Source organism: Thioalkalivibrio sp. ALE30, assembly GCF_000377465.1.
Taxonomy (GTDB): Bacteria; Pseudomonadota; Gammaproteobacteria; order Ectothiorhodospirales; family Ectothiorhodospiraceae; genus Thioalkalivibrio.
This window is the reverse complement of sequence record NZ_KB898173.1, coordinates 1-22,508: the sequence shown is the minus strand read 5'-3', so window position 1 is coordinate 22,508 and position 22,508 is coordinate 1. Positions and strand designations below refer to the sequence as shown.

Sequence of the window (22,508 nt, the reverse complement as noted above, 5' to 3'; positions counted from 1 at the left end):
GCGGATGCACCGAACCGGTGCCCCCGCCGCGTGGTCTGCAGGCCTACTGAATGCGTGTTCTTGCGAGGAGATGCCGATGTTTCGTTCCGGCCTGTGGCTGTTGCTGACCATGCTGTTCCTGCCCACGTTGGCGAGTGCCGATGCGCTCGAGCCCGATGCCCTGATCGAGCGCATGCAGGCGGGCGGGCTGGTGATCTACTGGCGCCACGCCGCGACCGATCACAGCCGCCGCGATCAGGACCTGACCGACATGAGCCGCTGCGAACTGCAGCGCAATCTGGACGACCGCGGACGCGAGCAGGCGCGCCGGGTCGGCGCCGGCTTCGAACGTCACGCGATCCCGGTCGAGCGCATTTTGAGCTCGGCGTTCTGCCGCAATATCGACAGCGCCCGGATCGCCTTCGGCGAGGGCTCCTGGGAGGTTCGGGACGACCTGTTCAACGTGCCGCCGGTGCGCGACCGTCAGCGACAGCAGGCGCTGGTGACGGCCCTGCGGGACTATCTCGTGACGCCGCCGGAGGATGGCGACAGCAACGTGGTGATCGTGGGGCACAACATCAACCTCCAGCGCGCGGCGCGGGTGCGCATCGACGAAGGCGAGATCGCGGTGTTCGAGCCGGGCGGGGATGCGCCCCGCGTGCTCGGCATACTGACCCCGGAGGATTTCGACTAAGCGACCCCGGCCCGCCCTGGCGGGCCGGGGTCGCGTGGCCGGGCAGAATGACGCCGGAGCGTCTACGCAAAGGGGAGGGCGGAAAGATCGGGGGTGATGTGGTGAGGAACGGGATGGTGGGTGGAGTACTGGCCCTGATGCTGGCGATGGTGGCCCCGGCCGGCGCCGAGCCGCTGGCACCGAAGGCCCTGATCGAGCGCCTGCAGGCGGGCGGGCTGGTGATCTACTGGCGGCATGCGGCCACGGATCGGTCGCACGACGACTATGACCTCTCCGACATGACGGACTGCGAAGGGCAGCGCAACCTGAGCACCCGCGGGCGGGAACAGGCGCGGCAGGTGGGCAAGGGCTTCGAGCGGCACGCCATACCGGTCGAGCAGGTGCTGACCAGCGAGTTCTGCCGTAACTGGGAGACCGCGCACTACGGGTTCGGCGAGTACGAGATCCGGACCGAACTCTACAATCTGCCGATTATTCAGGATGCTGCGCGCCGCGAGGAGCTGATCGAAGGGCTGCGGCGGCACCTGAACACGCCGCCCGAAGCCCCGGGGAAGAACATTGTGATCGTGGGCCATGACCTGAACCTGCGCCACGCCGCGGAGGTGGAGATCGACGAGGCCGAGATGGCCGTGTTCGAGCCGCATACTGACGGGCCGCGTCTGCTCGGAACGCTGCAGCCCGATGACCTGATGCACTGAGCCAGGAAAACTCGGATCCATGCACACAATCGCGCGCCCGTCGCTTGGGTGTGGCGCGCGTGGTGAAGGCCGGCCCCGGGTCGGGGCCGGGGCGGGTCGGTCAGTAGAGGAAATCCGGCAGGTGCTTGCGCAGGCTGGCGGCGTCGGTGGACTTGGTCACGTTCTTGGCCACCTCGGCGGTAACGCTCTGGGCGACGGTCGGGTCCAGTACCTCGCGCAGGGCGCCCAAGAAAGTCGGCGCGGCGACGATCACGAGTCGCTTGAAGGTGCCCTCGTGATAGGCGGCCTTGAGCCGCTCGGCGACTTGGCGGGCAAAACGGTTGCGTTCGTTGGCGGCGGGATCGGTACTCTCCTGCATGGCGTGCCGCGCATCCCCGCTGGCACTGCTCCAGCTGCGCCCGGGGCGATCCGAGACGAGATCCTGGTTGTGGGCGCGGGACTCGCTGTGCGAGAGCGTCTCGCTCTCGTGCATCCCCTGACAGGCGCGGCCCTCGCAGGCAAAGATGCGGGCGCGCGCGGCATCGGCGACAACGATCCAGACAGTGTCCATGCAGATCCTCCTGTGGCGTAGACGGTGGCCCCGGGTACCCGTTGGACGGGGCGACGGGACCGCTGCGGGGCCGGCCCGGCAGGCACCGGCCCCGTCTTCGAGTGTAGATGCTCTGCAGCGGCTTGGGGTGGTATCGCAAAGCGCAGGGCCTGTTCCGTGCGGGCGCGCACGGCGTACGGCGCGGTACCCTGATGCCATGTATGCGCGAGCCAAGGTAAAGACCCCATGAGCCTCCTGACCTGGCTGGGTATCCTCGTCTGCCTCTCTCAATCGGCTATCCTGTCCGGGCTCAATCTCGGGCTGTTCTCGCGCAGCAAGCTGGAACTGGAGGTCCAGGCGCAGAAGGGGGATCCGCGCGCGGAACGCCTGCTGGCCCTGCGCGGCGATGCGAACTTTGCACTGGTGACCATCCTCTGGGGCAATGTCGCCGTCAACGTGCTCCTGGCGCTGCTGTCGGGCTCGGTGATGGGGGGCGTGGCGGCGTTCCTGTTCTCCACGGTCGTGATCACGATCTTTGCCGAGATCCTGCCGCAGTCCTATTTCTCCCGGCACGCGCTGAAGGTGGCCGGGGCGCTCTATCCGCTGCTGCGGTTCTACCAGTTCCTGATGTATCCGGTGGCGCGCCCCACGGCCTGGGTGCTGGATCGCTGGCTCGGCGGCGAGGAGATCCGGTTCTTTCCGGAGCGCGATCTGCACTATCTGATCGATCTGCATATGCAGGCGCACGGCAGCGAGATCACGCGGGTCGAGGGCCGCGGTGCCCGCAATTTCCTGGAGCTGGACGACATCCTGGTGCAGCACGAGGGGCAGGCGCTGGATCCGGACAGCGTGGTCGCCATGGAATTCGCGGACGGGCGCCCGGTCTTCCCCGCGATCGCGCCGCGGACCGATGATCCGTTCCTGGTTCGGCTCAATCGGCCGGGGCGGGGATGGATAGTGATTACCGACCCCGAAGGCGAGCCGCGCACGGTGATCCGGGTCCCGGAGTTTACCCGCGAGGCCCTGTTTGCACCGGAACGCTTTGATCCCCAGCATCACTGCCATCATCCTCTGGTGGTGCGTGATGGGGGCCGACGTCTGGGCGGGCTGGTGCCGCATTTCAAGGTGCGCCCGGCCAGCAGTGGCGACACCGTGGTCGGCGACGATGTCATCCTGCTGTGGACCGATGATCAGCGCCGCATCCTGAGCGGGACCGATATCCTCGGCCGTTTGCTGCGCGGTGTGGGGCAGCCGGCCCCGGCCGACACCCCGGGAGCGGTCTGAGCGCGAGCGCAGGAGGCCGAAACGAATGGAATTCAGGACCGTGGGCGGGGCGGGTATAACGCCCTATCTGGACGCCGTGGCACGCCTGCGTATCGCGGTGTTCCGCGAGTGGCCGTACCTCTACGACGGCAGTGCGGAGTACGAGGCGCGGTACCTGCAGGACTACGCGGACTGCCCGGACAGCACGCTGGTGCTGGCGCTGGAAGATGGCCGTGTGGTGGGCGCTTCCACCGCGTTGCCTCTGGCCGCGGCCGAGGCGGAATTCCAGGCCCCGTTTCGCGAGCAGGGGCTGGACCCGGCGGCGTACTACTACCTCGCGGAGTCAGTGCTGGAGCCGGAGTTTCGTGGTCAGGGAGCCGGGCACCGGTTTTTCGCCGCGCGCGAGGCGGCGGCCCGCCGGTTGGGGTTTGCGCATGCCACCTTCTGTGCGGTGGTGCGCCCGCAGGATCACCCGCGGCGCCCGGCGGACTATCGGCCGCTGGACGGTTTCTGGAGGAGGCGCGGCTACACCCGGGCCGAGGGCCTGGTCTGCCAGTTTCCCTGGCCGGATATTGGCGAGACGCAGGGAACCCACAAGCCATTGCAGTTCTGGTGGCGCGGGCTGTGAAGCGGTCGCGGGGGTTTACGCCCCCGAATCGTCATCCTGTGGATCGTTGTCCCCCTTGAGCATGCCGGCCAGCCCGGCGAACGGGTTGTGCGTGGCCGTGGTGCCGCCCGTCTTGCCGCTTCCGGGGGTGGCATCGGTATAGCGCTGGTGCTCGTTGTCGTGGCAGTACAGGCACAGCAGTTCCCAGTTGCTGCCGTCCGGGGGGTTGTTGTCGTGGTTGTGGTCGCGGTGGTGTACTGTCAGCTCGCGCAGATTGGCGCGGGTGAACTCCCGCCCGCAGCGCCCGCAAACCCACGGATACATCTTCAGGGCCTGCTCGCGATAGCCGCGTTCGCGCTCCGCCTGGTCGCGCCGACTGCGGGCCACCAGGTCGTCAAGACGGTTGGAGGTCGAGTGGCTCATGGGGCGTTCTCCAGAGGTTGCTGCATCGAGCGTAGCTTTGATGCGCCGGCGGGGCCAGTCAGTCTAGATCCCGAAGGTATTGCGTTAGCGCATCGAGGCTGCGTTCGTGGCCGGAGGGGAGGGGGGCTTGCGGGTCCTGCAGCCACGCGGCGATGTCGGCGAAGGTGGTTCCGGCGCGGGTGTAGCGGGTCAGCATGTGGTAGCCCTCGGGGTAGAGCACGGCGCGGTGGGCACCGGACTCCTGCGCGGAAAGCCCCTCCAGCAGGCGCGCCAGGGGGCGCGGTGGCACCAGATCGTCGCGCGCGCCGTAGAGGGTCAGGCTGGGCGCGGGCAGGTCGGGACCGGTCTCCAGCGCGTGGGTCATCAGGGTGGTCAGGCCGTCGAGGGCATCGATGCGCGCGTCGCGCAGCACGAGCGGGTCGTCGCGCATCTGTTGCAGCACGGCGGGGTCGTCCGTCGGGTGGATATCCAGTTCCGCCGCCATCTCGCCGTCCAGGCGCCAGCCGGGGGCCAGGCGCGCTCCCAGCCACAGGCCGAAGCGTTGATACCAGGGCATGTCGCCCCGGCTCCAGACGGCCGGGGCGATCAGCACCGTGCCGGCCACGAGGGGCGTCCCGTCCCCGGCGTCGGGTGCCTCCGCCGCGGCCAGCAGGGCGACCGCGCCGCCCATGCTCTTGCCGACCAGATAGGGCGTGCGGTCGGCATATCGCGCCTGCAGCAGGCGCAGCGCGGTGCGGGCGTCCTCGGCCATGATCCGATGACCGGACCAGTAGCCGGCATTGCGCGTGCCGCCGAAGCCGCGCTGGTCATAGGCGTAGACCGCGATGGCATGCTCGGCGAGGGCCTCGCCCAGGGCCTGCATGCTGCCGCCGTGGTCGTTGAACCCGTGCAGGGCCAGCACCACCTGCTCCGGGGTCTCCGGACCCCAGCGATGCAGCGGCAGTCGATCACCGTCCGCGGTGTGGATGACCTCCGGGGCGAGGATCGGCACGCGGGACTCGCCACCGGACGGGTTGGGCACCGCTCCGGCACAGCCGGCCAGCCACAGGATGGCCAGCGGCAGCAGGAGACCCCGGGTGTAGCTACCGAGCATCGCGTTTGTCGTTGTCGTTGTCGTCGGCGGCGGCAACGGCACGCGGGGGGAACAGGAATTCCCGCGGGCGTTCGCGCAGATGATGGCCGTAGGCGCGGAACACGCGGCCGAAGGCCCCCATGCGCACGCCCCGGGCGCGCAGCGCGACGTACAGCGCGAGGCCGAAACTGACCCACAGGTTGACGGCCCCGATCAGCAAAACGAAGACCAGGAACAGCGTGAACATCCCCAGCCCGGGTGTCTCGCTGGCGGTGATATAGCCGAGATTGGCCGAGGCGAAGGCCACGTGCTGGATATCCAGCGGCAGGCTCAGCAGGTAGCCGACATATCCGGTGACCCCGAGCAGGACACCGAACAGGAAGTTCCCGATCAGGGCCCCGTAGTTGTAGCCGATCCAGTCAGCCAGGCGGTGGCGGGCGCCGGTGGGCAGCAGGCGGCGCAGCCATGGGTGCTCCCGCAGCCGACCGGGCAGGTCGAGATAGGCGCAGCGGTTGTCGAAGAAGCCGGCGATCAGGCCGGAGACGAACAGCCAGACCCCGGCGATCGCGGCGAAGAACAGCGCCAGCCCCATAACCGGGCGCAGGCCGTCCATCAGGTAGTCGGCCTCCTGGCCGGACAGGATCGGGGCCTCGAACAGGCGGGCGGAAAACAGCCCGATCAGGATCGCGGTGGGCAAGGCGATGCCCACGTTGCCCAGCACCGCGGCAAACTGCGAGCGTCCCACCCGCATCAGGAGGTCCGCCATCTTGCGCGGGTCGGCCGTCCCCCGTTCGCTCTCCTCGATGGCGGCGGCCAGGCGCGCAGCGGTCATCGCCGGCTGCTTGGTGGCGACGGTGAAGTGCAGGATGTGGATGAGCACGAAACCGAGCCCGTAGTTCAGGCTGGTCCACAGTGTGTAGGCCGCCTGGGACAGATCCAGGGCCCCGATCTGGATCTTGATCAGCGCCATAACCGCGATAATCAGCCCGGCGCCGGCCCCGGAGCGCAGCATCTGGAAGTATTCGCCGCGCGACTGGGTGATGTAGTGCTCGCCGGTGTCGCTGACATGCTGGGTAATGCTGCGCGAGACCAGCTTGATGTTGTCCTGCCACAGCGCGCGCACCCCGTGCTGGCGGGCGCTGATGGTGATGAGTTCGCGGAACACGCCGACCGAGGCGGCGCGGGTATCGCGCTCCGCATCGGGTTCCAGCAGGTCGAGCAGCTTGTGGATGCGCCGGAGGGTCTGGTCCAGGCGTTCCAGCAGGTGGGTCAGGGACAGGCTGTTGCCGTGTGTGATGGCCAGCTGGCGCAGGCGCGCGATCTGCTCGCCGCACTGCTCCAGCAGCACGCGGGCGTGGCGGTCGTCCATGCGTTCGCGGTTGGGGTCCTCCAGCGCGGCGCGATAGTCGCGCACGTAGGCGGAGATCTCGCGCTCCTGGGCCACAAACGCCGAGTTGCGCTCCGCGATCGACGGGTCCAGGCGCAGGAGTTCCGGTTCCAGTTCCTCGGCCGCCACCCAGATGGACAGCATCTCCAGGGCGTAGAGGATCTCCTCGCGGGCCCGATGCAGGACCCCGGGGTGTTCGCCGGACAGGCAGCCCAGTGCCTCCAGCAGGCGCCACCAGGCATCGTCCGGAAGGGCCGCGACCCAGTCGGCATCATCGGTCTGGTGGAAGACGTGAAACAGCACGTCTTTCAGATCCTGGCGATCCATCGGGCGCGGGTTGATGCGCTCGTAGATCAGCTCCGCCGCCTCGCGAAAGAACCCCTTGCGCGAGAACAGGCCGATCCCGGTGTACAGCGTCAGGTGCCGGGCGTCCTCCAGCCCGTCCTCCAGTCGCTGGCGCAGCCGTTCCTGCAGGCCCGGGTGGCCCGCGAGCGCCAGGGTCAGTTGTTCGATCCGGCTGATGACCGGGGCCACGTTGCGGGGGTCTTCCGGGCGCAGCCAGTCGACGAGTTCGCGCAGGGTCTCGGCCAGGTCGAGGTCGGCATCTTCCACGCGGGCCAGGAGGTGTTCCGCGTCCTGCTTCGGCATGACAATCCCTGTGGCGGCTGGGCTGGCGTTGCATTATACGAGGCCATACGGGGGTTGTGTCGGCGCGTTGCAGGGGCTCCGATGCGGCCCGGAGATTGAGCTTGAGGCCCGCTGCGTTCACAATACGCCCCTCAATTCTCCCGTGTACTCACGCAGGCCGGCGGTAGCAGGCGGCTTGCGTAACCTGTGCGCGGACGCCCCGCGCGGGTTCGGGCCGCGACGCGCGGGACCCATGGGGCCCAGGCCCCGGCCCAGAGCGAATCGATGATCCAGCTGCGTACCTACGTCTACATGGATTCCCTCCAGCCGCAGCTGGCGGAATACATGGCTACGGTCTCCCAGGGCTTTCTGCCCGTACCGGGGGACTCCTGCCTGTGGGTGGAGGTTTCGCCGGGGATGGCGGTGCACCGTCTGACCGACGTGGCGCTGAAGGCGACCAACGTGCACCTCGCGCAGCAGGTCGTGGAGCGCGAGTTCGGTTCCATGGTGATCCACCACCGCGACCAGAGCGAGGTGCAGGAGGCCGGTCGCGTGCTGCTCTCGCGCCTGGGCGCCAGCCAGGAGGATCGTCAGCCCTGCCGCATCCCGTGGCAGGAGACCATCCGCGGGATGACCCCGGATCACACCGTGCTGATCAACCGCCAGAACCGCCGCGGGAACATGATCCTGCCGGATCAGAGCATGTTCATCCTCGAGGCGGAGCCGGCCGGCTACATCATCTATGCCGCGAATCAGGCGTTGAAGGCGGCCAATGTGTCGCTGATCGATGTGCGCGCGGTGGGCGCCTTCGGGCGTCTGACCCTGGCCGGCCGCGAGGGCGACGTGGACGAGGCGGCGCGCGCGGCGATCCACGCGCTGCACAACCCCGCCGGTACCTGAGATGCATCGCGCGCAGCTGCTGGACCTGCTCGCCCGTCACCAGACGACCTTCATCGAGGAGGCCGGCTTCGTCCGCCGCGCGCTGGATTTCGTCAACGACCACCCGGACTGCTTCAATTGCGACCTGACGCCGGCCCACGTGACCGGCTCGGCCTGGGTGGTCAGTCCGGATCGCGAGCAGGCCCTGTTGCTGCTGCACGGCAAGCACCATCGCTGGTTCCAGCCAGGCGGGCATGCCGATGGTCAGGCGGATATCCTGCAGGTGGCGCTGCGCGAGACACACGAGGAAACCGGCTTGTCCCCCGAGCATATCCGGCTCGTCGAGGAAGACATCTTCGACCTGGATATCCACACCATCCCCGCCAGCCCGCATTTCCCGATGCACGAGCACATCGACGTGCGCTTCCTGCTGGAGATCGATGACCGCCTGCCGGTGCCCGGCAGCCACGAGTCGCACGACATCCTGTGGGTCCCGCTGCAGCATGTCTCGCGCTACAACAACAGCCGTTCCCTGTGGCGGATGGTGGAGAAGACCCGCCGCCTGCGTACCTACCGGCACATTCACCCGCGCTGATCCCGTTTGCTGGATGGGCCGGCGATGTTTCCGCCCGCCCGACAGGGCGCTATAGTCGCCTTCCGTCTACCTGATCCGTGCGTCCCTTGTCGATGAGCGTTCTGCCACGTCTTGGCCTGCTGCTGTGCCTGATTCTGGCTGCGCCGGTGCTGGCCGACGTCGCGGAGCCGCGTTCGATGACCGTGACGGATCCCGCCGGCGTGGAGCTGGACGTGACCGTCTACCCGGCCGAGGGTGAGCGCCTCTACCTCTGGCTGCTGCCGCAGGCGGGCGCACACGCCAACCATGCCGAGTTCGGCCGCGAGCTGGCGGCCCTGGGCATTGAGGTCTGGCAGGTGGACCTGCTGGATGCCCATTTCCTCCCCCGCACCAACGAGAGCATGCGCAGCCTGGATGGTGTCAGCGTGGCCGCGTTGCTGCGCGCCGCGCATGAAGAGACGGGCAAGGAGGTCATGCTGGTGGCCTCCGGTCGCCCGGCCATCACCGCGCTGCGCGGCCTGCGCAAGTGGCAGGAAGACGGGCCCGACTCGGCTTACGTGCTCGGGGCGGCCCTGGCCTTCCCCAACCTGATGGTGGACACGCCGGTCGCCGGGGCGCCCGCGGAGTTTGTGGATGTCGTGCGGGCCACCAGCCTCCCCGTGTTTCTGCTGCAGCCGACCCAGGGCGTCTACCGCTGGCACCTGGACGAGATCCTGACCGACCTGCGCCGGGGTGGCAGCGCGGTGTTCGTGCAGATGATCCCGGGGGTGCGCGACTTCTACTACCTGCGCCGTTCCGACCCCGAACCGGAGGAAAGGGCCATGGCGGCCCGTCTGCCCGCGCAGTTGCTGCAGGCGGGCCGGCTGCTGGCGAGTGTCCCGCGCCCGCTGGCGGTGGCGCCGATGCCGGAGCTCGCGCGCGACGTCGAGGCCGGCCGGGGGCTGGTAGCGCGCGATCACCCGCCACCAGTCGACGACTTCACGCTCACCGATCACCTGGGCGATGAGCAGTTGCTGTCCGATTACGCAGGGCAGGTGGTCCTGCTGAACTTCTGGGCCAGCTGGTGCCCGCCCTGCGTCCACGAGATCCCGTCGATGAACCGCATGGCCGAGACCCTGGGCAAGGGTTTTGCCATCGTTTCGGTCAACTACCAGGAGAGCGCCGAGCACATCTCCGCCTTCATGGACGAGGTCCAGGTGGATTTCCCGGTGCTGATGGATTTCGATGGCCGGGTCGCCGCCGACTGGCGCGTATTCGCCTTCCCCAGCTCCTTCATCCTCGGCCGTGACGGCCGCGTGCGCTATTCCGTCAACAGCGCCATCAAATGGGACGACCCCGACGTCATCAACCGCGTCCGTACCCTCATGACCGAGCCCGAATAGCCGGTCGGCGGGCGGAATGCGACATCCATCGCCTGGCGTGCCCTTGCAACACCGGCTGTCGCCTGCGGGGTACCGAGGCGGACGTTTGGGTGTCAGCAGTACGAATATCGGTTTTGCGGAATGTCCTGTGTGATAGAGTTCTCAAAATAAAGAGGGCAGTGGGACAGGTGCTGATGGACAGGGATGTGGCGTATGGTCGGGTACACCTGCCTCACCGGTCCGCTGGACCGTGGCCGCAACTCGCGTGTCTCCTCGTGCTGCCATGGGCCCTGTCGGTTCCCGGGTACGCTTCAGCACTGGACCAGCAGCGAGAACAGGCGGTCGAGCTGGCCCAGCAGGGCCGCGTGACCGAGGCCGCTGATCGCTTGCTTGAGCTGGATGCGCGTTTCCCGGACGAGCCCCGCCTGCAAGCGGACCTGATCGTTGTGTTGCGTCTGGCTGGAGACAACCCAGCGATCGCCTCTCGAACCCAGGACCTCGATCCCGAATCCGTTCCGGACTATGCCCACATGAGCTGGGCCTTTGCCCTGCGTGACGAAGGGCAGTTTGCGGCCGCGGCGGATGTCCTGCGCCAATCCAGGAAGCGGCTGGGTACCGCGGCGGAAATCCTGTTCGCCGTGGCCAGTGCCGAGGCCGGTGATGCAGCAACGGCGCGCGATGCCCTCGAAGAAATCGACCCCTGGCCCGAATCGGCGCAAGAGCTGGCCCTTATGGCGTACGGCCTGCGCCAGGTGGATGCACCACGGCAGGCCCTTGCGATGGCCAATCGCGCGCGCGCTCGCGATCCCCAGAATTCCCTGGCATTCCAGGAGCAGACCCTGGCCCTGTGGACGCTTGGCGCCAGCCACCGGGCGTTGGTTGCAATGCAGGAACGGCCGGATCTGTTCGCGGACGACGTTCACTATCAGACCCAGGCGGACACTATTGCGTCGGATATCCGGCAGGCGCTGGATGTTCGCTCCCGGATGGAGGCCGAGGGTAACCACAAGGAGCGAAACCGGGAGCTGAATCGGGCTCTGGCGAGCGCAGACGAGTTCCTTTCGCGCGTTCCGGAGGAGCATCCGCAGCATTTTCGGGTTCGCTTCGACCGTATCGCTCTGTTGCGTGAACTCGAGCGAATGCCGGAGACGATTGGGTCATTCGAGGCACTTCCGGGCGATCGGATCGCCCCCGCCTATGTGCGCCGGGCGGCAGCCGATGCCTACTTGTCGGAAGAACAGCCCAAGAAGGCCCTACCGCTGTACGAATCACTGGTTTCCGCGAACGAACCTCCGGAGGTTTCGTTGCTGCTGGATCTCTATTACACACACCTCGCGCTGGAAGATTATTCCGCGGCGGCTGACCAACTAGAACGTGCCCATCACCACACGCCGGTCTGGCTGAGTGTCGAACCGGATCGCGACCCGATCCCCAACTGGGAACGTGTCGATGTCGATCAACTTCGGGTGTACGACGCGGCCTATCGGCAGGATCTCGGCCTGGCCTGGGAGCGCAGTGGGGAGCTGGTCCGCCAGGCGCCGGCTCACGCCGGGCTGCGTAACACCCAGGCCCGCCTGGCCCGCTGGCGTGGTTGGCCGGCGCGTTCGCGGGACATTGCTGACATTGCCGAGCGTTGGGCACCCGATGCCCGGGATACGCGGCTCAATCGGGCGGAGAACGCGCGCGACCTCGGCGAGCACGACACCTGGACGCAGGAGGTCGATTCCCTGCGGGCCGACTTCCCCCGGTCCCCGGATGTTCAGCGCCTGTCCGAAGAGCTGGAGGACCGCGGTCGCCCATCCATCGAGAGCGAGGTGATTTTTGGCCGAACATCAGGTGGCGACGGGCTGGTCAGCGGTGATCGCGACCGGGAATGGCGTACACGACTGAATTCGCCTTGGTCCGATCATCCGCTTCGGGCCTTTCTGGAACACCGATACACCACGGCGACTTTTGGCGATGTGGAAGGTCGCTATGACCGCATTGGCGCGGGAATCGAGTGGGACGCCCGTCGCAAGCAGGCCTGGGTGCGGTTCGATCGCGACCTCAAGGGCGATGCCAACCCCGGCATCGCGGCGGGGTGGTCGCAGTGGCTCGGTGACCACTGGCGGATCGGGATCGAAGCGGACAGTTACTCGATGCAAACGCCCTTGAGGGCAATCGAAGCGGGCCTCGAAGGCTGGTCGGCCTCGGCTTCCGTGAACTGGCGGGCCCACGAATCCCTCTCGGCCTATGCCAATGTGGGTCTGCTGTCGATTGATGACGGCAATCGCCGAAGCTCGTTGGGCGGGGGCGTGACACGGCGGGTGTATGCCAGTGCCCACCACGCGACCGATGTGGGCGCCGATCTCTTTTTCCAGCAGAACAGCCAGCCGGGCGGACCCTATTTCAATCCGGAGCGGTCGGCCAGCTCCTCGGTTCGGGTGGACCACGACTGGATTACCTGGCGCGACTATGACCGGGCCTTTACACAACATTTTCACGCGGCCGTCGGTGGGGGTTACCAATCTGGCTTCGGCAATGATCCGACCGTAGCGCTCCGCTACGAGCATCGCTGGGACCTGGATCGTCGCTGGTCCATCGATTACGGGGTGGGCTGGGGTTCCACCACGTACGACGGCGACCGGGAAGACCGGCTCTTTGGGCTGGTGCGCCTGCGAGGGATCTTCTGATGCAACGGTTTTTCATGATCCTGCTGATGCTCGCGGGTATAGGGCATGCTTCGGTGCATGCGCAGGAGACCTTCACCGTCCCGGAGGGGCACTTCCTGGCGCTGTCCTATCACGATGTGCGCGACGACGTGGTTCCGGGAAGGGACCCGGATCCTTACGCCGTCAGCACGCGGCGGCTGGTGGAATGGTTTGACTGGATGCAGCGGCAGGGATGGCAGCCGGTTTCGTTGCAGCAGATCGTGGACGCCCGCGAGGGGCGGGAACCACTCCCGGCCAATGCGGTTCTCCTGACCTTCGATGACGGTCTGGCCAGTGTTTACAGCCACGTGTTCCCGTTGTTGCAGGCCTATGAATACCCTGCGCTGGTGGCGCTGCAGACCGGCTGGCTGGAGACCGTCTGGGCCGGGGACGGTGTGACCTACAACCCTGAGACCTTCGCCGATGGCGCGAGTCGCGAGGTGGCCGCGGAGCAAGCCCTGCCCGGGACCATCCAGTACAACGAGGTGCCGCTCGGGGCCGAGGGCTTTTTGGCCTTGTCCGAACTGCGCGAGATGCAGGCATCGGGACTGGTGGAGTTCGCCAGTCATAGTCACGATTTGCATCGAGGGATTCTGGCCAACCCGCAGGGTAACGAGCAGCCAGCAGCCATTACGCGGCGCTATGACCCGGAAAGCGGCCGTTACGAGGACCGCGACGCATTTCGTCAGCGGATTCTCGATGACATGACGGCCAGCAGTGCCTCGTTGGAGGCAATGGTGGGCGTTGCCCCGCGTTCCATCGTCTGGCCGTACGGTGCACATAGTGAGGAGGTGGATGCGCTCGCAACCGAGGCCGGAATGCCCTTGTCGATCTCGCTGGGGGCGGATCCGGTCAACCATCCCACACAAGCGCGCTTTAATCGGCTACTAATCAGTGAAGATCCACGGCCGATCGAGATTGCACAGAGCGTACGCCCCGAATCCGCGAGGCGGGCGGGATCACCGCAGCCCCAGCGGGTGATCCATGTGGACCTGGATTACGTCTACGATCCTGACCCGGAACAGGCCAATCGCAATCTGGGTGTGCTTCTGGATCGCATCCAGCGGATGCAGGTCCGCACGGTCTACCTGCAGGCCTTCGCCGACCCGAACGGAGACGGCAATGCGGATGCGCTGTATTTCCCGAACCGGCATCTGCCCGTGCGCGCAGATCTGTTCAATCGGGTCGCCTGGCAGCTCCGGACGCGAGCCGGGGTGCGCGTATATGCCTGGATGCCGTTGCTTGCCTTCGATTTGCCCGACCAGGATCTCCACGCCGAACTGTCCGTGCAACGACCAGGCCCGGAAGGGGATCCTGTGCCGGCGGATCGTGACTATCGCCGTCTGAGCCCGTTTCTTCCACAGTCGCTGGAGATTGTCGGGGAGATCTACGAGGACCTTGGGATGGCCGCGAGTGGCATTGCCGGTGTGCTGATCCACGACGACGCTTACCTGGCGGCTGACGAGGATCTGGCCGCCTGCCAGCACGCAGCGCGCTGGCCCGGAACGGACCGCCCGCTTTCGGAGTGCATCCTGAGGCCAGAGGAGAAGACCCAGGCGCTGATCGATTTTGGGGACGAGGTGATCGGCCGACTGCGGAACTTTACCAACCTGTCGCTCGATTTTCGCACCGCACGCAACCTGTATGCGCGGGTGGTCCTCGAGCCGGAAGCCGAGGCCAGGTTCGCTCAGGCGCTGCCCGCTGCCGTCGAGGCGTACGACGAGGTTGCCATCATGGCCATGCCCTGGCTGGACGGGACCGAGTTGCCGCCGGATATCTGGCTTGCCCGGCTTGCGGATGCGGTGGAGGAGCAGATCGGGGGCTTCGAGGACGTCGTGTTCGAATTGCAGGCACGTGACTGGCGCGGCGAGGGCCGCTGGCTGGAGGCGAGGCTCCTGCGCGACTGGATGGAACAGCTTGTGCGGCGCGGGGTGCTGAACTTTGGGTATTACCCGGACGATTTCCTCCGGAATCAGCCGGAGTTTGGCCCCACATTCGAGGGCATGTCGCTGAATGCCTTCCCTCACCCACGGTAGGAGCCTTCAGGCATGACCTTCAACGCCCTGATGAACTTTGCCTTCTTCTATCCGCTGATCATGGCATGGGTCTGGATCATTGGGGGTGTTTGGTATTACTTCCATTGGGAAGGTCGCAATGGCACCGATCCCGATCATCCGCCTGACAGCAAGCACCCGGCTTCGTGCAGCATCATCATCCCTTGTTTCAACGAGGCCGAGGTGATTCGCGACACCATCCATTATGCCCATGCCAGCGAATACCACGACTTCGAGATCATTGCCGTCAATGATGGCAGCAGCGACGCCAGCCCCGAGATCCTCGATCAATTGACCCAGGAGTATCCCCGCCTGCGTGTGGTGCACCTGGCAACCAATCAGGGCAAGGCCGTGGCACTGCGGACCGGCGCACTGGCGGCGAAGAACGATTTCCTGATCTGTATCGATGGCGACGCGCTGCTGCATCCCAGTGCCGTGGCGTGGATGATGTTTCACCTGGTTTCGGGGCCTCGGGTGGGCGCCGTTACCGGGAATCCCAGAATCGTTAATCGCAGCAGTTTGCTGGGCAAACTCCAGGTAGGGGAATTCTCGGCCACCATCGGACTGATCAAGCGGGCCCAGCGGGTGTACGGGCGCATATTCACCGTCTCGGGCGTGATCGCGGGCTTCCGTCGCACAGCGCTCGATCGTGTCGGGTACTGGAGCAGTGACATGGTCACTGAGGACATTGATATTTCCTGGCGTCTCCAGCTCGATCACTGGGACATCCGATACGAGCCCAATGCGCTTTCCTACATTTACATGCCGGAGACCCTGAGGGGCCTTTGGCGTCAGCGCTTGCGCTGGGCTCAAGGCGGCGTGGAAACGATCCTCCGGCACGGCACCAGCCTTTTTCATTGGCCCAAGCGGCGATTGTGGGGCGTAGCGCTCGAGTACGTGGCCAGTATCGTCTGGGCCTATGTGATGTTTGCCATCATCCTGGTGGCTTTGCTGGGCTTGGTGATCGATCTTCCGGAGGGCTGGATCCAGCCGGGATTGTTGCCGCAATGGGCGGGCGTGATTCTCGGGCTGACGGCGCTCATACAGTTCTCTGTCAGCTTGACGATCGACCGCCGCTATGAGTCCGACCGGCGATTCTTTCGGAACTACTTCTGGGTGATCTGGTATCCACTGGCGTTCTGGTTGTTGTCCATGGCGACCACGGTCGCGGCCGTTCCGCGCGCCCTCCTCAAGCGTTCCGGGGAGCGCGCTCGATGGATCAGTCCGGATCGCGGCTTGCGGCCGCCGGAAAAATGAACGCATGAAGCATTTGCGGCCGCGTGTACCCAAGGTGATCGACCGCTCGGACCTGGAGCCGAGTGGAAAGCGGTACGTGGGTCAGTTGATCAGTATCGTGGGGTGGGGAATCTGGATTTACCTGTTCATGCCCCTGATCGCGCTGATCGGGTGGGCTCTGGGCGTCGAGCTGTTCGAACGCCATATTCTGGACGACCCCATGGGAACCTTGCGTGCAATACAGGCGTACGGGATCGCTATTTTCTCGGCGGGCGTGATCTTCATTGGCTGGGCCGGTTACAACTGGTTTCGCTTCCATAACAAGGAACGGCGACATGCACCGCAACCGGTGGGGACGGAGGAGCTCGCCCGGCATTTCGGCATCGACCGTCTCGCGGCCGAGACGATCGCGACGGCGAACATCGTGACGGTTCATTTTGATGAAGCCGCGCGGATTGTTGATGTCCAGTGTGTGGCTCCAGAGGCGCCTTCGGGGGTTGAGAGTGGTCCCGGCGAATCCGATGACTTTGATCCGGCGGACCCGGATGGTGAACGCCGATACGGTTGACCGGTTGGGATTGTCACTGCACCCGTTTCGTTTACAGCGGGGAATGCCACCCCAGGCGCTATGGGTACTTCCGACGGCGTCGCCGCGTACCCAACGACTAGATGGATGTAACCGGACTAGTCCTTGGCTGATGAACCTTCGACCGTGGTCAGGCCGAAGGCGTGCCACATTTGCATGCCCCCGCGGTACCACTTGATGCGCTCGGCGGGGTAGCCGAGATTGGTCAGGGTGCGGATGTTGGTGGGGGACTGCCCGCACCAGGGGCCGTTGCAGAACAGCACCAGGGTCTTCGCGTGGCTGAAGTCGTAGAAGTCCCCGTCGAAGACCACGTCGAACCGGTCGCTCAGCACATTGCGTACGTCGTCCGGGTCGGCCCCGGAGGCGAAGTGCAGGCGATCCCAGGGGATGTTGATGGCCCCGGGGATGGTGCCGCGGCGATATTCGCGCGGGGTGCGTGAATCGATGATCAGCAGGTCGTCGCGCTCGGTGGTCTGGCGCAGGTAATCGATGAACTCCAGTTCACCCAGCGTCTCGACCCCACGACCCAGGCTCATCGGCTGGATGCAGAAGGGCGGACAGGGGCGTGCAATCTGCGCATAGTCGAGATCGATGGTCGCGAAGGTGTCCTGGTCGCGGGTCACCATCACACGTTCGTCACCGTGGCGTACCTCGAACTCGGCCATGTCCGTGGTGATGCCCACCTCCACCTCCGCGAAGGTGGGCGAGGCCACCAGCAGTGCCAGGCTCGCGAGCAGGCCGCGTACAAGGGGCGATGCGGGCTCGGGCTTTTTCATCGGATTCTCCTCGGCATCCGCCATTCCTTGAGCGTAGTCCCGAATGCTGACGAGCACGCGCAAGGGCCCACGCCTGGCGGGTATTTCGAGCGATCGCGGGGTTACCCTTGCGCCTGTTCGTCGAGGAGTTTGCGGATCTGGTCGATGACGCCGGGTTCGGTCCATTCGATCGCGCCGAAGAGGTAGTAGCGCAGCTGGCCCTCGCGGTCGATGACGTAGCTGGTGGGGTAGGCCATCGCGCGCCAGTCATTCAGGGAGGCCTGGTCCGGGTCGAGGAGGATGGTGAAGTCCGTTTGCACTTCGTCCTCGATGAAGCGGCGGATGGTGGCCTCGTCCTCGCCGAGGTTCACCGCGAGGATGCGAAAGCCTTCCGCGCGCAGTTCATCCTCCAGCAACTGCATGGATGGCATCTCGTGCACGCAGGGCGGGCACCAGCTGGCCCAGAAGTTCACCAGCACGACCTCGCCGCGATAGTCCTCCAGACGCCGGGTGTCGCCGGCAAGGTCGGGCCGTTCCAGCGGCGGGGCAGCCACGGGTTCGTCCAGGGTGTTCAGTTGCGCGTCGCTGCCGGTGGGGGTGCGCACGGCCAGGTCGGTGTCCGCCTCGGCCACGGCCGGCGTCCGCTGGCGGGGCAGGCGCGAGAGCATCTCCATGCCGAAGGCGATCTCGCGGTGGAAGTGCTCGCTCGCGAGTTGCTCGCCGGCCGTGGCATCGGGGCGGAAGAAGAACCGGTCGCGGATCCCGGGAAGCAGGCGGGCGCCCACAGCACTGCCGCCCTCCGAGAGACCCGCGCGGATGCGGCCGAGCTGCTGGCGCTGTGGGGATTGCGCCGGTTGCAGGATGTACACAGGGAGGTTGGTCAGTCCGACGATGGCCTGCAGCTCGGTACCTTCGGTGTCCACGCCGGTGTGCAGGTAGGGGCTGGCCATCAGCAGGCCGGCCAGGTGGTCCGCATCCGGGTGGGCGAGCTGCCACTGGTAAAGCCCGGTGAGCAGCCAGGGCAGGGCGCGGTCGTGGCCGAACGCGAAGACGGCTCGACCGGTATCGGCGTGAGCCGACTCGATCAGGTTCGCGACGGTTGTGGTGGGCATGTCATCGAAGCTGGAGGCCGCCTCCGGCAGGAAGTGGCCGCTGAAGGGGTCCACCAGCCAGACCTCGATGCCGATGGCCTGCAGGGCCAGGGCCTGGGTGCGGTGGCCGTCGCGCAACCCGTGCTCGGACGGGAACCACAGCAGCACGGCGTCGCCGTCGGCGCGATAGCGCTCCACCGGCACTTCGGCGCCGCCGGCCTCGATGATGGCGGCTGCGTTCGCAGCGCCGGTTGGATCCCCGGCATCCTGGGCCAGGGCGATAAGCGGCGTCCCCAGAAGCGCTACCAGAGTGAGCAGAACAACGGCGAGAGAACGGGTCATGCAGGCCTTTCCGGAGGGTGTTCGGGGAGAGACGCACGAGGGCTCGATATTGATCCGCCGGTGCTGAATGCAGTCCCGTCGTCCCGTGGACATCCTATTGAGAGATTACACCTAGAGCGACACCGGGACCCGGCGATACGGCTCGGGGGGCGGCGGTCTGTGGTCGCCGCTTTCGGGGAAGCGCTGGATCAGCTTGTCGTAGTAGCTGCGGATGTTCTGCACGTAGACGACCGGCTCCCAGCCACGGGCGTAGCCATAGCGGGTGCGCTCGTACCATTCGGGGTCGGCAAGGCGCGGGAGCCACTGCATCACGTCCAGCCAGCGATCCGGATCGTCGCCATGCGCATCCGCCAGGCGACGGGCGTCGTGCAGGTGACCGAGGCCGACGTTGTAGGCCGCCAGGGTCATCCAGGTGCGGTCCGGTTCCGGGATTCGCTCCGGGAGTCGTTCGCGCAGATCCAGCAGGTATCGCGTGCCACCGTCCACGCTCGATGCGGGATCGGTGCGGTCGTCGATGCCGAGACCCGCAGCGGTGTTCTGGGTCAGCATCATCAGCCCGCGCACGCCGGTGGGCGACACGGCGTTGGCATTCCAGTGTGACTCCTGATAGGCCACCGCCGCGATGAAGCGCCAGTCCAGGTCGTACTGCTCGCCGGCACTCTCGAACAGGCCGCGAAAGCGATCCAGGCGGTCCTCCACGCGGCGGGCGAAGGTCAGGGCGTCCACCAGATCGTGGGTCTCCAGGTGGCCCAGGTAACGGTCGGTCATCAGCTCCAGTTCGCGGTTCTCGCGCAGGCGCTCGATATAGCGTTCCGCCGCTTCGATCAGGCTGTGGTCGAACCCGGATGGGAACAGCCAGGTGACGGTCGCACCGCGCTCGAACTCGTACGCGGTGCGCAGCTCGGGATGCAGGCGCCGCAACCGCCCGAACTCCAGCGAGTTCATCAGGGCATAGTCGATCTCGCCTTCGGCCAGGGCCTGGCGCAGCGCCTCGGCAGTGCCCAGCGGTACCAGGTCGATCGCTGGGTCACGGGGCTCGTCGCTCAGCGTTTCCAAGGGGTTCTCTTCCGGATCGGCGGATTCGGGGCCCTCCGCCAGGGTCGAGCTCCGTTGTCTTGAGGCCTCGACTTGGGCCAGGTGGTTCTGCAGGCGTTCCGGCAAGGGGGATTGCGCGGTGAACCCCAGACGGGTTCCGGCAGGCAGATCGTCGAGGGCGGACAGGGCCGCGTTCGCTTCGTTGCCGCGCCAGAAGGCGAGGAGCTGCTGGATCGCGAGGATCTCCGGGCCCGGTTTGACCGCGGGATCGCCGGGATCGACCAGCAAGCCGGCGGCAAGATCCACGCGCTGTTCGCGCAGACGCTGGTGGGCCTCGGCCGCTGTGTCCACGCGGGTGACCCGGATGCGCGTGCCCAGCTCCCGCGCAAAGCCGTGCAGCAAGTCGAGGTCCAGTTGGTCGTGGCCGTTGGCCATGGTCAGTTCCGAACGGCCAAGTGGAGTGTCCACCAGAACGACCTGCAACTCCTCGCGAAAGGTGAGCTGCTCCAGTGCAGAGGGTGGCTGGAACCAGACCCGCAGACCAATCATCACCAGCAGCACGATGAAGATGCCGAGCTCGATCTGACGCCAGGTCGTGCTTGGAGGTCGGAGCTGAAGGTGCGGGGCCATGGACTGGATGATACCCAATCGGCCGGAACGGCCGCGCGGGACGCGGCGGTGCCGGGTCCGGGCGCTGGTCCTGGCCGGAATGTTTCCCTATCGCCAGTTCAGGACCAGCCCCTGAGCGCGCAGGATCTGCAGCGCGGGGTCGACACAGGTGTCGATGAAGGCGGCCCGGCGCGGATTGTCGCGTGCCAGTCGGCGGTAGTCCGGACCCGCGGGCAGGCCCGCGAGCTGGTAGATATCCGCCGTCGGGTAGTAGAAGGCGTGCACGAACTGACGGAATACCCGGCGCATCAGCGGCCGGTAGGTGGTCTTCTGCCAGGCGGGCAGGGAGTCCAGGTAGCTTTCCAGCGTGTCGCGGGCATGCGCCATGTGGCGGGCCTCGTCGATCATGTGGGTGGTGACGACGTCATGCACCGTGGGGCTTATCTGGTCGCGGCGCTGGTGGATCAGCCGGTTCATCCGATCCGGCACTTCCTCGCCGATCATCACCGCGATCCAGAAGATCGAGGACTCGAACGGGGCGAAGCGTCCGACCAGCGTGGCGAGACGTGGCTTCGGGAAGCGCTTCTCCGGCAGCTCCAGGCCGCTGCGCCGCATGAACTCGATGAACATCAGGCTGTGCCCGGCCTCTTCGCGCAGCTCGTGCAGGCGGTAGTTCAGCCGGTCCAGCCGGCCGGTCGAGTGCATGGAGATGCGCGAGATGCGCTCCATGAACAGGCCCTCCAGCCACAGTGCCCCGCTGATGAAGTAGAGGAACTCGTACTGCGACAGGCGGCGTTTCTGCTCGGCGGACAACGCCGAGTATTCCGGCGTACCAAATAGCGAGACGGCCTCTTCCGGGATCCAGAAGTCCTTCGGCGACAGCGCATCCCAGCGAATCCGCGTCAGCGGATCCTGGTATGGCGAACTGTTGCGGCTCAAGTGATCGAGCAGCTCCTGGGAGGAATTCATCGTTGGCGTGCCGGGGCCCATGCGGATGACGCCGGGAATCATACCGGCTCTGCCCGTCCGGACCAACGCCAACCCGTTGCAATCTGCGGTTGCTCCCCCATCATAAAGATCATGGACAAGAACATACGTTACCGGATCAGCTTTCTGAACAATGGCAAAACCTACGAATTGTTCGCCCGTGATGTTTATCAGGATGAACTGTACGGGTTCGTGACCATCGAGGGTGTGCTGTTCGGGGAGCGCTCGCAGGTCGTGGTGGATCCCTCGGAGGAACGCCTGCGTACCGAGTTCGAGGGAGTGGAGCGCTTCCACGTGCCGATGCATGCCCTGATTCGCATCGACGAGGTCACCGCCGTGGGGACGCCGCGCATCCACGACGCGGGCGCGGTGGGTGGAAACGTGCATGCCTTCCCGGGGTTGCCAGGCAAGGGTGGGTCCTGATCCGCAAGCGTTTTCCACCGGCCCTCCATTGCGCTGCTGCCGCGCCTGGTTTAGGATTCCGCGCTCTGTAGCCGTCCAGCGGTTGCGGAAAATGGAGAGGTGGCCGAGCGGTCGAAGGCGCACGCCTGGAAAGTGTGTATACGGTAACCCCGTATCGAGGGTTCGAATCCCTCCCTCTCCGCCAGATTCGAGCAAAGGGGCCTGCGTGGCCCCTTTTGCATGTTTGGCCCCGGAGGTGCCGGGATTCGAACCTGAGGAACAAGAACGCTGGTTCGACGGGTGACGCGGAGCGGCACCCGAGCGTCGCCGCAGGCGACGACCCGGAGGCGAGGCACAACGTGCCGAGTAATCCCTCCCTCTCCGCCAGATTCAAGTAAAGGGGCCCCAGTGGCCCCTTTTGCATGTCTGGCATCAGCGCTCGGCATTCGGCTAATGAATGCGGTGGTTCGGCTGGTGGCTGGTCCTGGTTCGTCATCCAGTGTTTACGGTGCCTCCGGTCCACATACTGCCTTGCGCTGACTCGCCAGCGCGCCCCGAGGCACTTTCTTGCTTGCCCAAGAAAGTGCCCAAAGAAGGGCACCCGGATTTCGCCCGGGAACCTTGCTCC

20 protein-coding genes and 1 tRNA gene are annotated in these 22,508 nt (G+C 66.1%); 13 read left to right on the top strand and 8 right to left on the bottom strand.

The genetic code is table 11. The features are described from left to right. The first annotated feature begins 76 nt into the window (after nt 1-76). Nucleotides 77-673, top strand: coding sequence for a histidine phosphatase family protein (locus D107_RS0109245; protein ID WP_018867813.1), 597 nt, complete (start codon nt 77-79; stop codon nt 671-673). A gap of 113 nt (nt 674-786) precedes the next feature. Further along, a complete protein-coding gene (locus tag D107_RS0109240; RefSeq protein ID WP_018877172.1) occupies nt 787-1,371 on the top strand; it encodes a histidine phosphatase family protein in 585 nt (194 codons plus the stop codon). 100 nt (nt 1,372-1,471) lie between these two features. Here the strand turns inward: D107_RS0109240 and D107_RS0109235 are convergent, their stop codons facing one another. After that, complete coding sequence (locus D107_RS0109235) at nt 1,472-1,921, bottom strand: host attachment protein (protein WP_018867815.1); 450 nt, start codon at nt 1,919-1,921, stop codon at nt 1,472-1,474. Nucleotides 1,922-2,146: 225 nt separating this feature from the next. Between D107_RS0109235 and D107_RS0109230 the strand changes: the two genes are divergently transcribed. Both D107_RS0109230 and D107_RS0109225 read left to right on the top strand, forming a co-directional pair. After that, the gene (locus D107_RS0109230; protein ID WP_018877173.1) at nt 2,147-3,184 is read left to right on the top strand and encodes a DUF21 domain-containing protein; all 1,038 of its coding nucleotides are present in this window, start codon (nt 2,147-2,149) and stop codon (nt 3,182-3,184) included. A gap of 25 nt (nt 3,185-3,209) precedes the next feature. Next, nucleotides 3,210-3,791 (top strand): GNAT family N-acetyltransferase, encoded by a 582-nt coding sequence (locus tag D107_RS0109225; RefSeq protein WP_018881322.1) that lies wholly within the window; start codon nt 3,210-3,212, stop codon nt 3,789-3,791. A 15-nt stretch (nt 3,792-3,806) separates the two neighbouring features. On the opposite strand, the gene D107_RS0109220 is transcribed toward D107_RS0109225, so the two are convergent. From D107_RS0109220 to D107_RS0109210, 3 genes are read right to left on the bottom strand one after another with little or no spacing between them, the layout of a single operon-like run. Beyond that, the gene (locus D107_RS0109220) at nt 3,807-4,193 is read right to left on the bottom strand and encodes a YajD family HNH nuclease (RefSeq protein ID WP_018880342.1); all 387 of its coding nucleotides are present in this window, start codon (nt 4,191-4,193) and stop codon (nt 3,807-3,809) included. Between the two features lie 58 nt (nt 4,194-4,251). Beyond that, nucleotides 4,252-5,286, bottom strand: coding sequence for an alpha/beta fold hydrolase (locus D107_RS0109215; RefSeq protein WP_018881321.1), 1,035 nt, complete (start codon nt 5,284-5,286; stop codon nt 4,252-4,254). Further along, on the bottom strand, nt 5,276-7,300 hold the full coding sequence (locus tag D107_RS0109210; protein ID WP_018881320.1) for a site-specific recombinase: 2,025 nt from the start codon (nt 7,298-7,300) through the stop codon (nt 5,276-5,278). Before D107_RS0109210 ends, D107_RS0109215 begins: the two co-directional genes overlap by 11 nt. 264 nt (nt 7,301-7,564) lie before the next feature. Between D107_RS0109210 and D107_RS0109205 the strand changes: the two genes are divergently transcribed. The 7 genes from D107_RS0109205 to pgaD all read left to right on the top strand — a co-directional run bounded on the left by D107_RS0109205 (nt 7,565) and on the right by pgaD (nt 16,641). Further along, complete coding sequence (locus D107_RS0109205; protein ID WP_018867821.1) at nt 7,565-8,179, top strand: BMC domain-containing protein; 615 nt, start codon at nt 7,565-7,567, stop codon at nt 8,177-8,179. A gap of 1 nt (nt 8,180) precedes the next feature. After that, a complete protein-coding gene (locus tag D107_RS0109200; RefSeq protein ID WP_018875908.1) occupies nt 8,181-8,753 on the top strand; it encodes an NUDIX hydrolase in 573 nt (190 codons plus the stop codon). A gap of 92 nt (nt 8,754-8,845) precedes the next feature. Further along, entirely contained in the window at nt 8,846-10,114 is a 1,269-nt protein-coding gene (locus tag D107_RS0109195) for a TlpA disulfide reductase family protein (RefSeq protein ID WP_018880345.1), read from the top strand. A 254-nt stretch (nt 10,115-10,368) separates the two neighbouring features. Then, a complete protein-coding gene (gene pgaA, locus D107_RS0109190; protein WP_026280785.1) occupies nt 10,369-12,765 on the top strand; it encodes a poly-beta-1,6 N-acetyl-D-glucosamine export porin PgaA in 2,397 nt (798 codons plus the stop codon). Continuing rightward, nucleotides 12,765-14,819, top strand: a complete 2,055-nt coding sequence (pgaB, locus tag D107_RS0109185; protein WP_018881317.1) for a poly-beta-1,6-N-acetyl-D-glucosamine N-deacetylase PgaB — start codon at nt 12,765-12,767, stop codon at nt 14,817-14,819. The genes pgaA and pgaB overlap by 1 nt, the downstream gene beginning before the upstream one ends. Before the next feature lie 12 nt (nt 14,820-14,831). Then, nucleotides 14,832-16,094, top strand: coding sequence for a poly-beta-1,6-N-acetyl-D-glucosamine synthase (gene pgaC / locus D107_RS0109180; RefSeq protein WP_018881316.1), 1,263 nt, complete (start codon nt 14,832-14,834; stop codon nt 16,092-16,094). Nucleotides 16,095-16,098: 4 nt separating this feature from the next. Beyond that, nucleotides 16,099-16,641, top strand: a complete 543-nt coding sequence (pgaD, locus tag D107_RS0109175) for a poly-beta-1,6-N-acetyl-D-glucosamine biosynthesis protein PgaD (RefSeq protein ID WP_018881315.1) — start codon at nt 16,099-16,101, stop codon at nt 16,639-16,641. 116 nt (nt 16,642-16,757) lie between these two features. Here pgaD and D107_RS0109170 read toward each other — a convergent pair whose 3' ends face one another. The 4 genes from D107_RS0109170 to D107_RS0109155 all read right to left on the bottom strand — a co-directional run bounded on the left by D107_RS0109170 (nt 16,758) and on the right by D107_RS0109155 (nt 21,460). Next, nucleotides 16,758-17,459, bottom strand: a complete 702-nt coding sequence (locus D107_RS0109170) for a rhodanese-like domain-containing protein (protein ID WP_018881314.1) — start codon at nt 17,457-17,459, stop codon at nt 16,758-16,760. A 77-nt stretch (nt 17,460-17,536) separates the two neighbouring features. After that, entirely contained in the window at nt 17,537-18,847 is a 1,311-nt protein-coding gene (locus D107_RS0109165; protein ID WP_018881313.1) for a TlpA disulfide reductase family protein, read from the bottom strand. Nucleotides 18,848-18,958: 111 nt separating this feature from the next. Further along, nucleotides 18,959-20,512, bottom strand: a complete 1,554-nt coding sequence (gene mltF / locus D107_RS0109160) for a membrane-bound lytic murein transglycosylase MltF (RefSeq protein WP_026280783.1) — start codon at nt 20,510-20,512, stop codon at nt 18,959-18,961. Between the two features lie 87 nt (nt 20,513-20,599). Further along, entirely contained in the window at nt 20,600-21,460 is an 861-nt protein-coding gene (locus tag D107_RS0109155) for a diiron oxygenase (RefSeq protein WP_018877178.1), read from the bottom strand. A gap of 111 nt (nt 21,461-21,571) precedes the next feature. Between D107_RS0109155 and D107_RS0109150 the strand changes: the two genes are divergently transcribed. Then, nucleotides 21,572-21,901 (top strand): DUF1820 family protein, encoded by a 330-nt coding sequence (locus D107_RS0109150; protein WP_018881310.1) that lies wholly within the window; start codon nt 21,572-21,574, stop codon nt 21,899-21,901. Between the two features lie 93 nt (nt 21,902-21,994). After that, nucleotides 21,995-22,085, top strand: a tRNA-Ser gene (locus D107_RS0109145). The last annotated feature ends 423 nt before the right edge of the window (nt 22,086-22,508 follow it).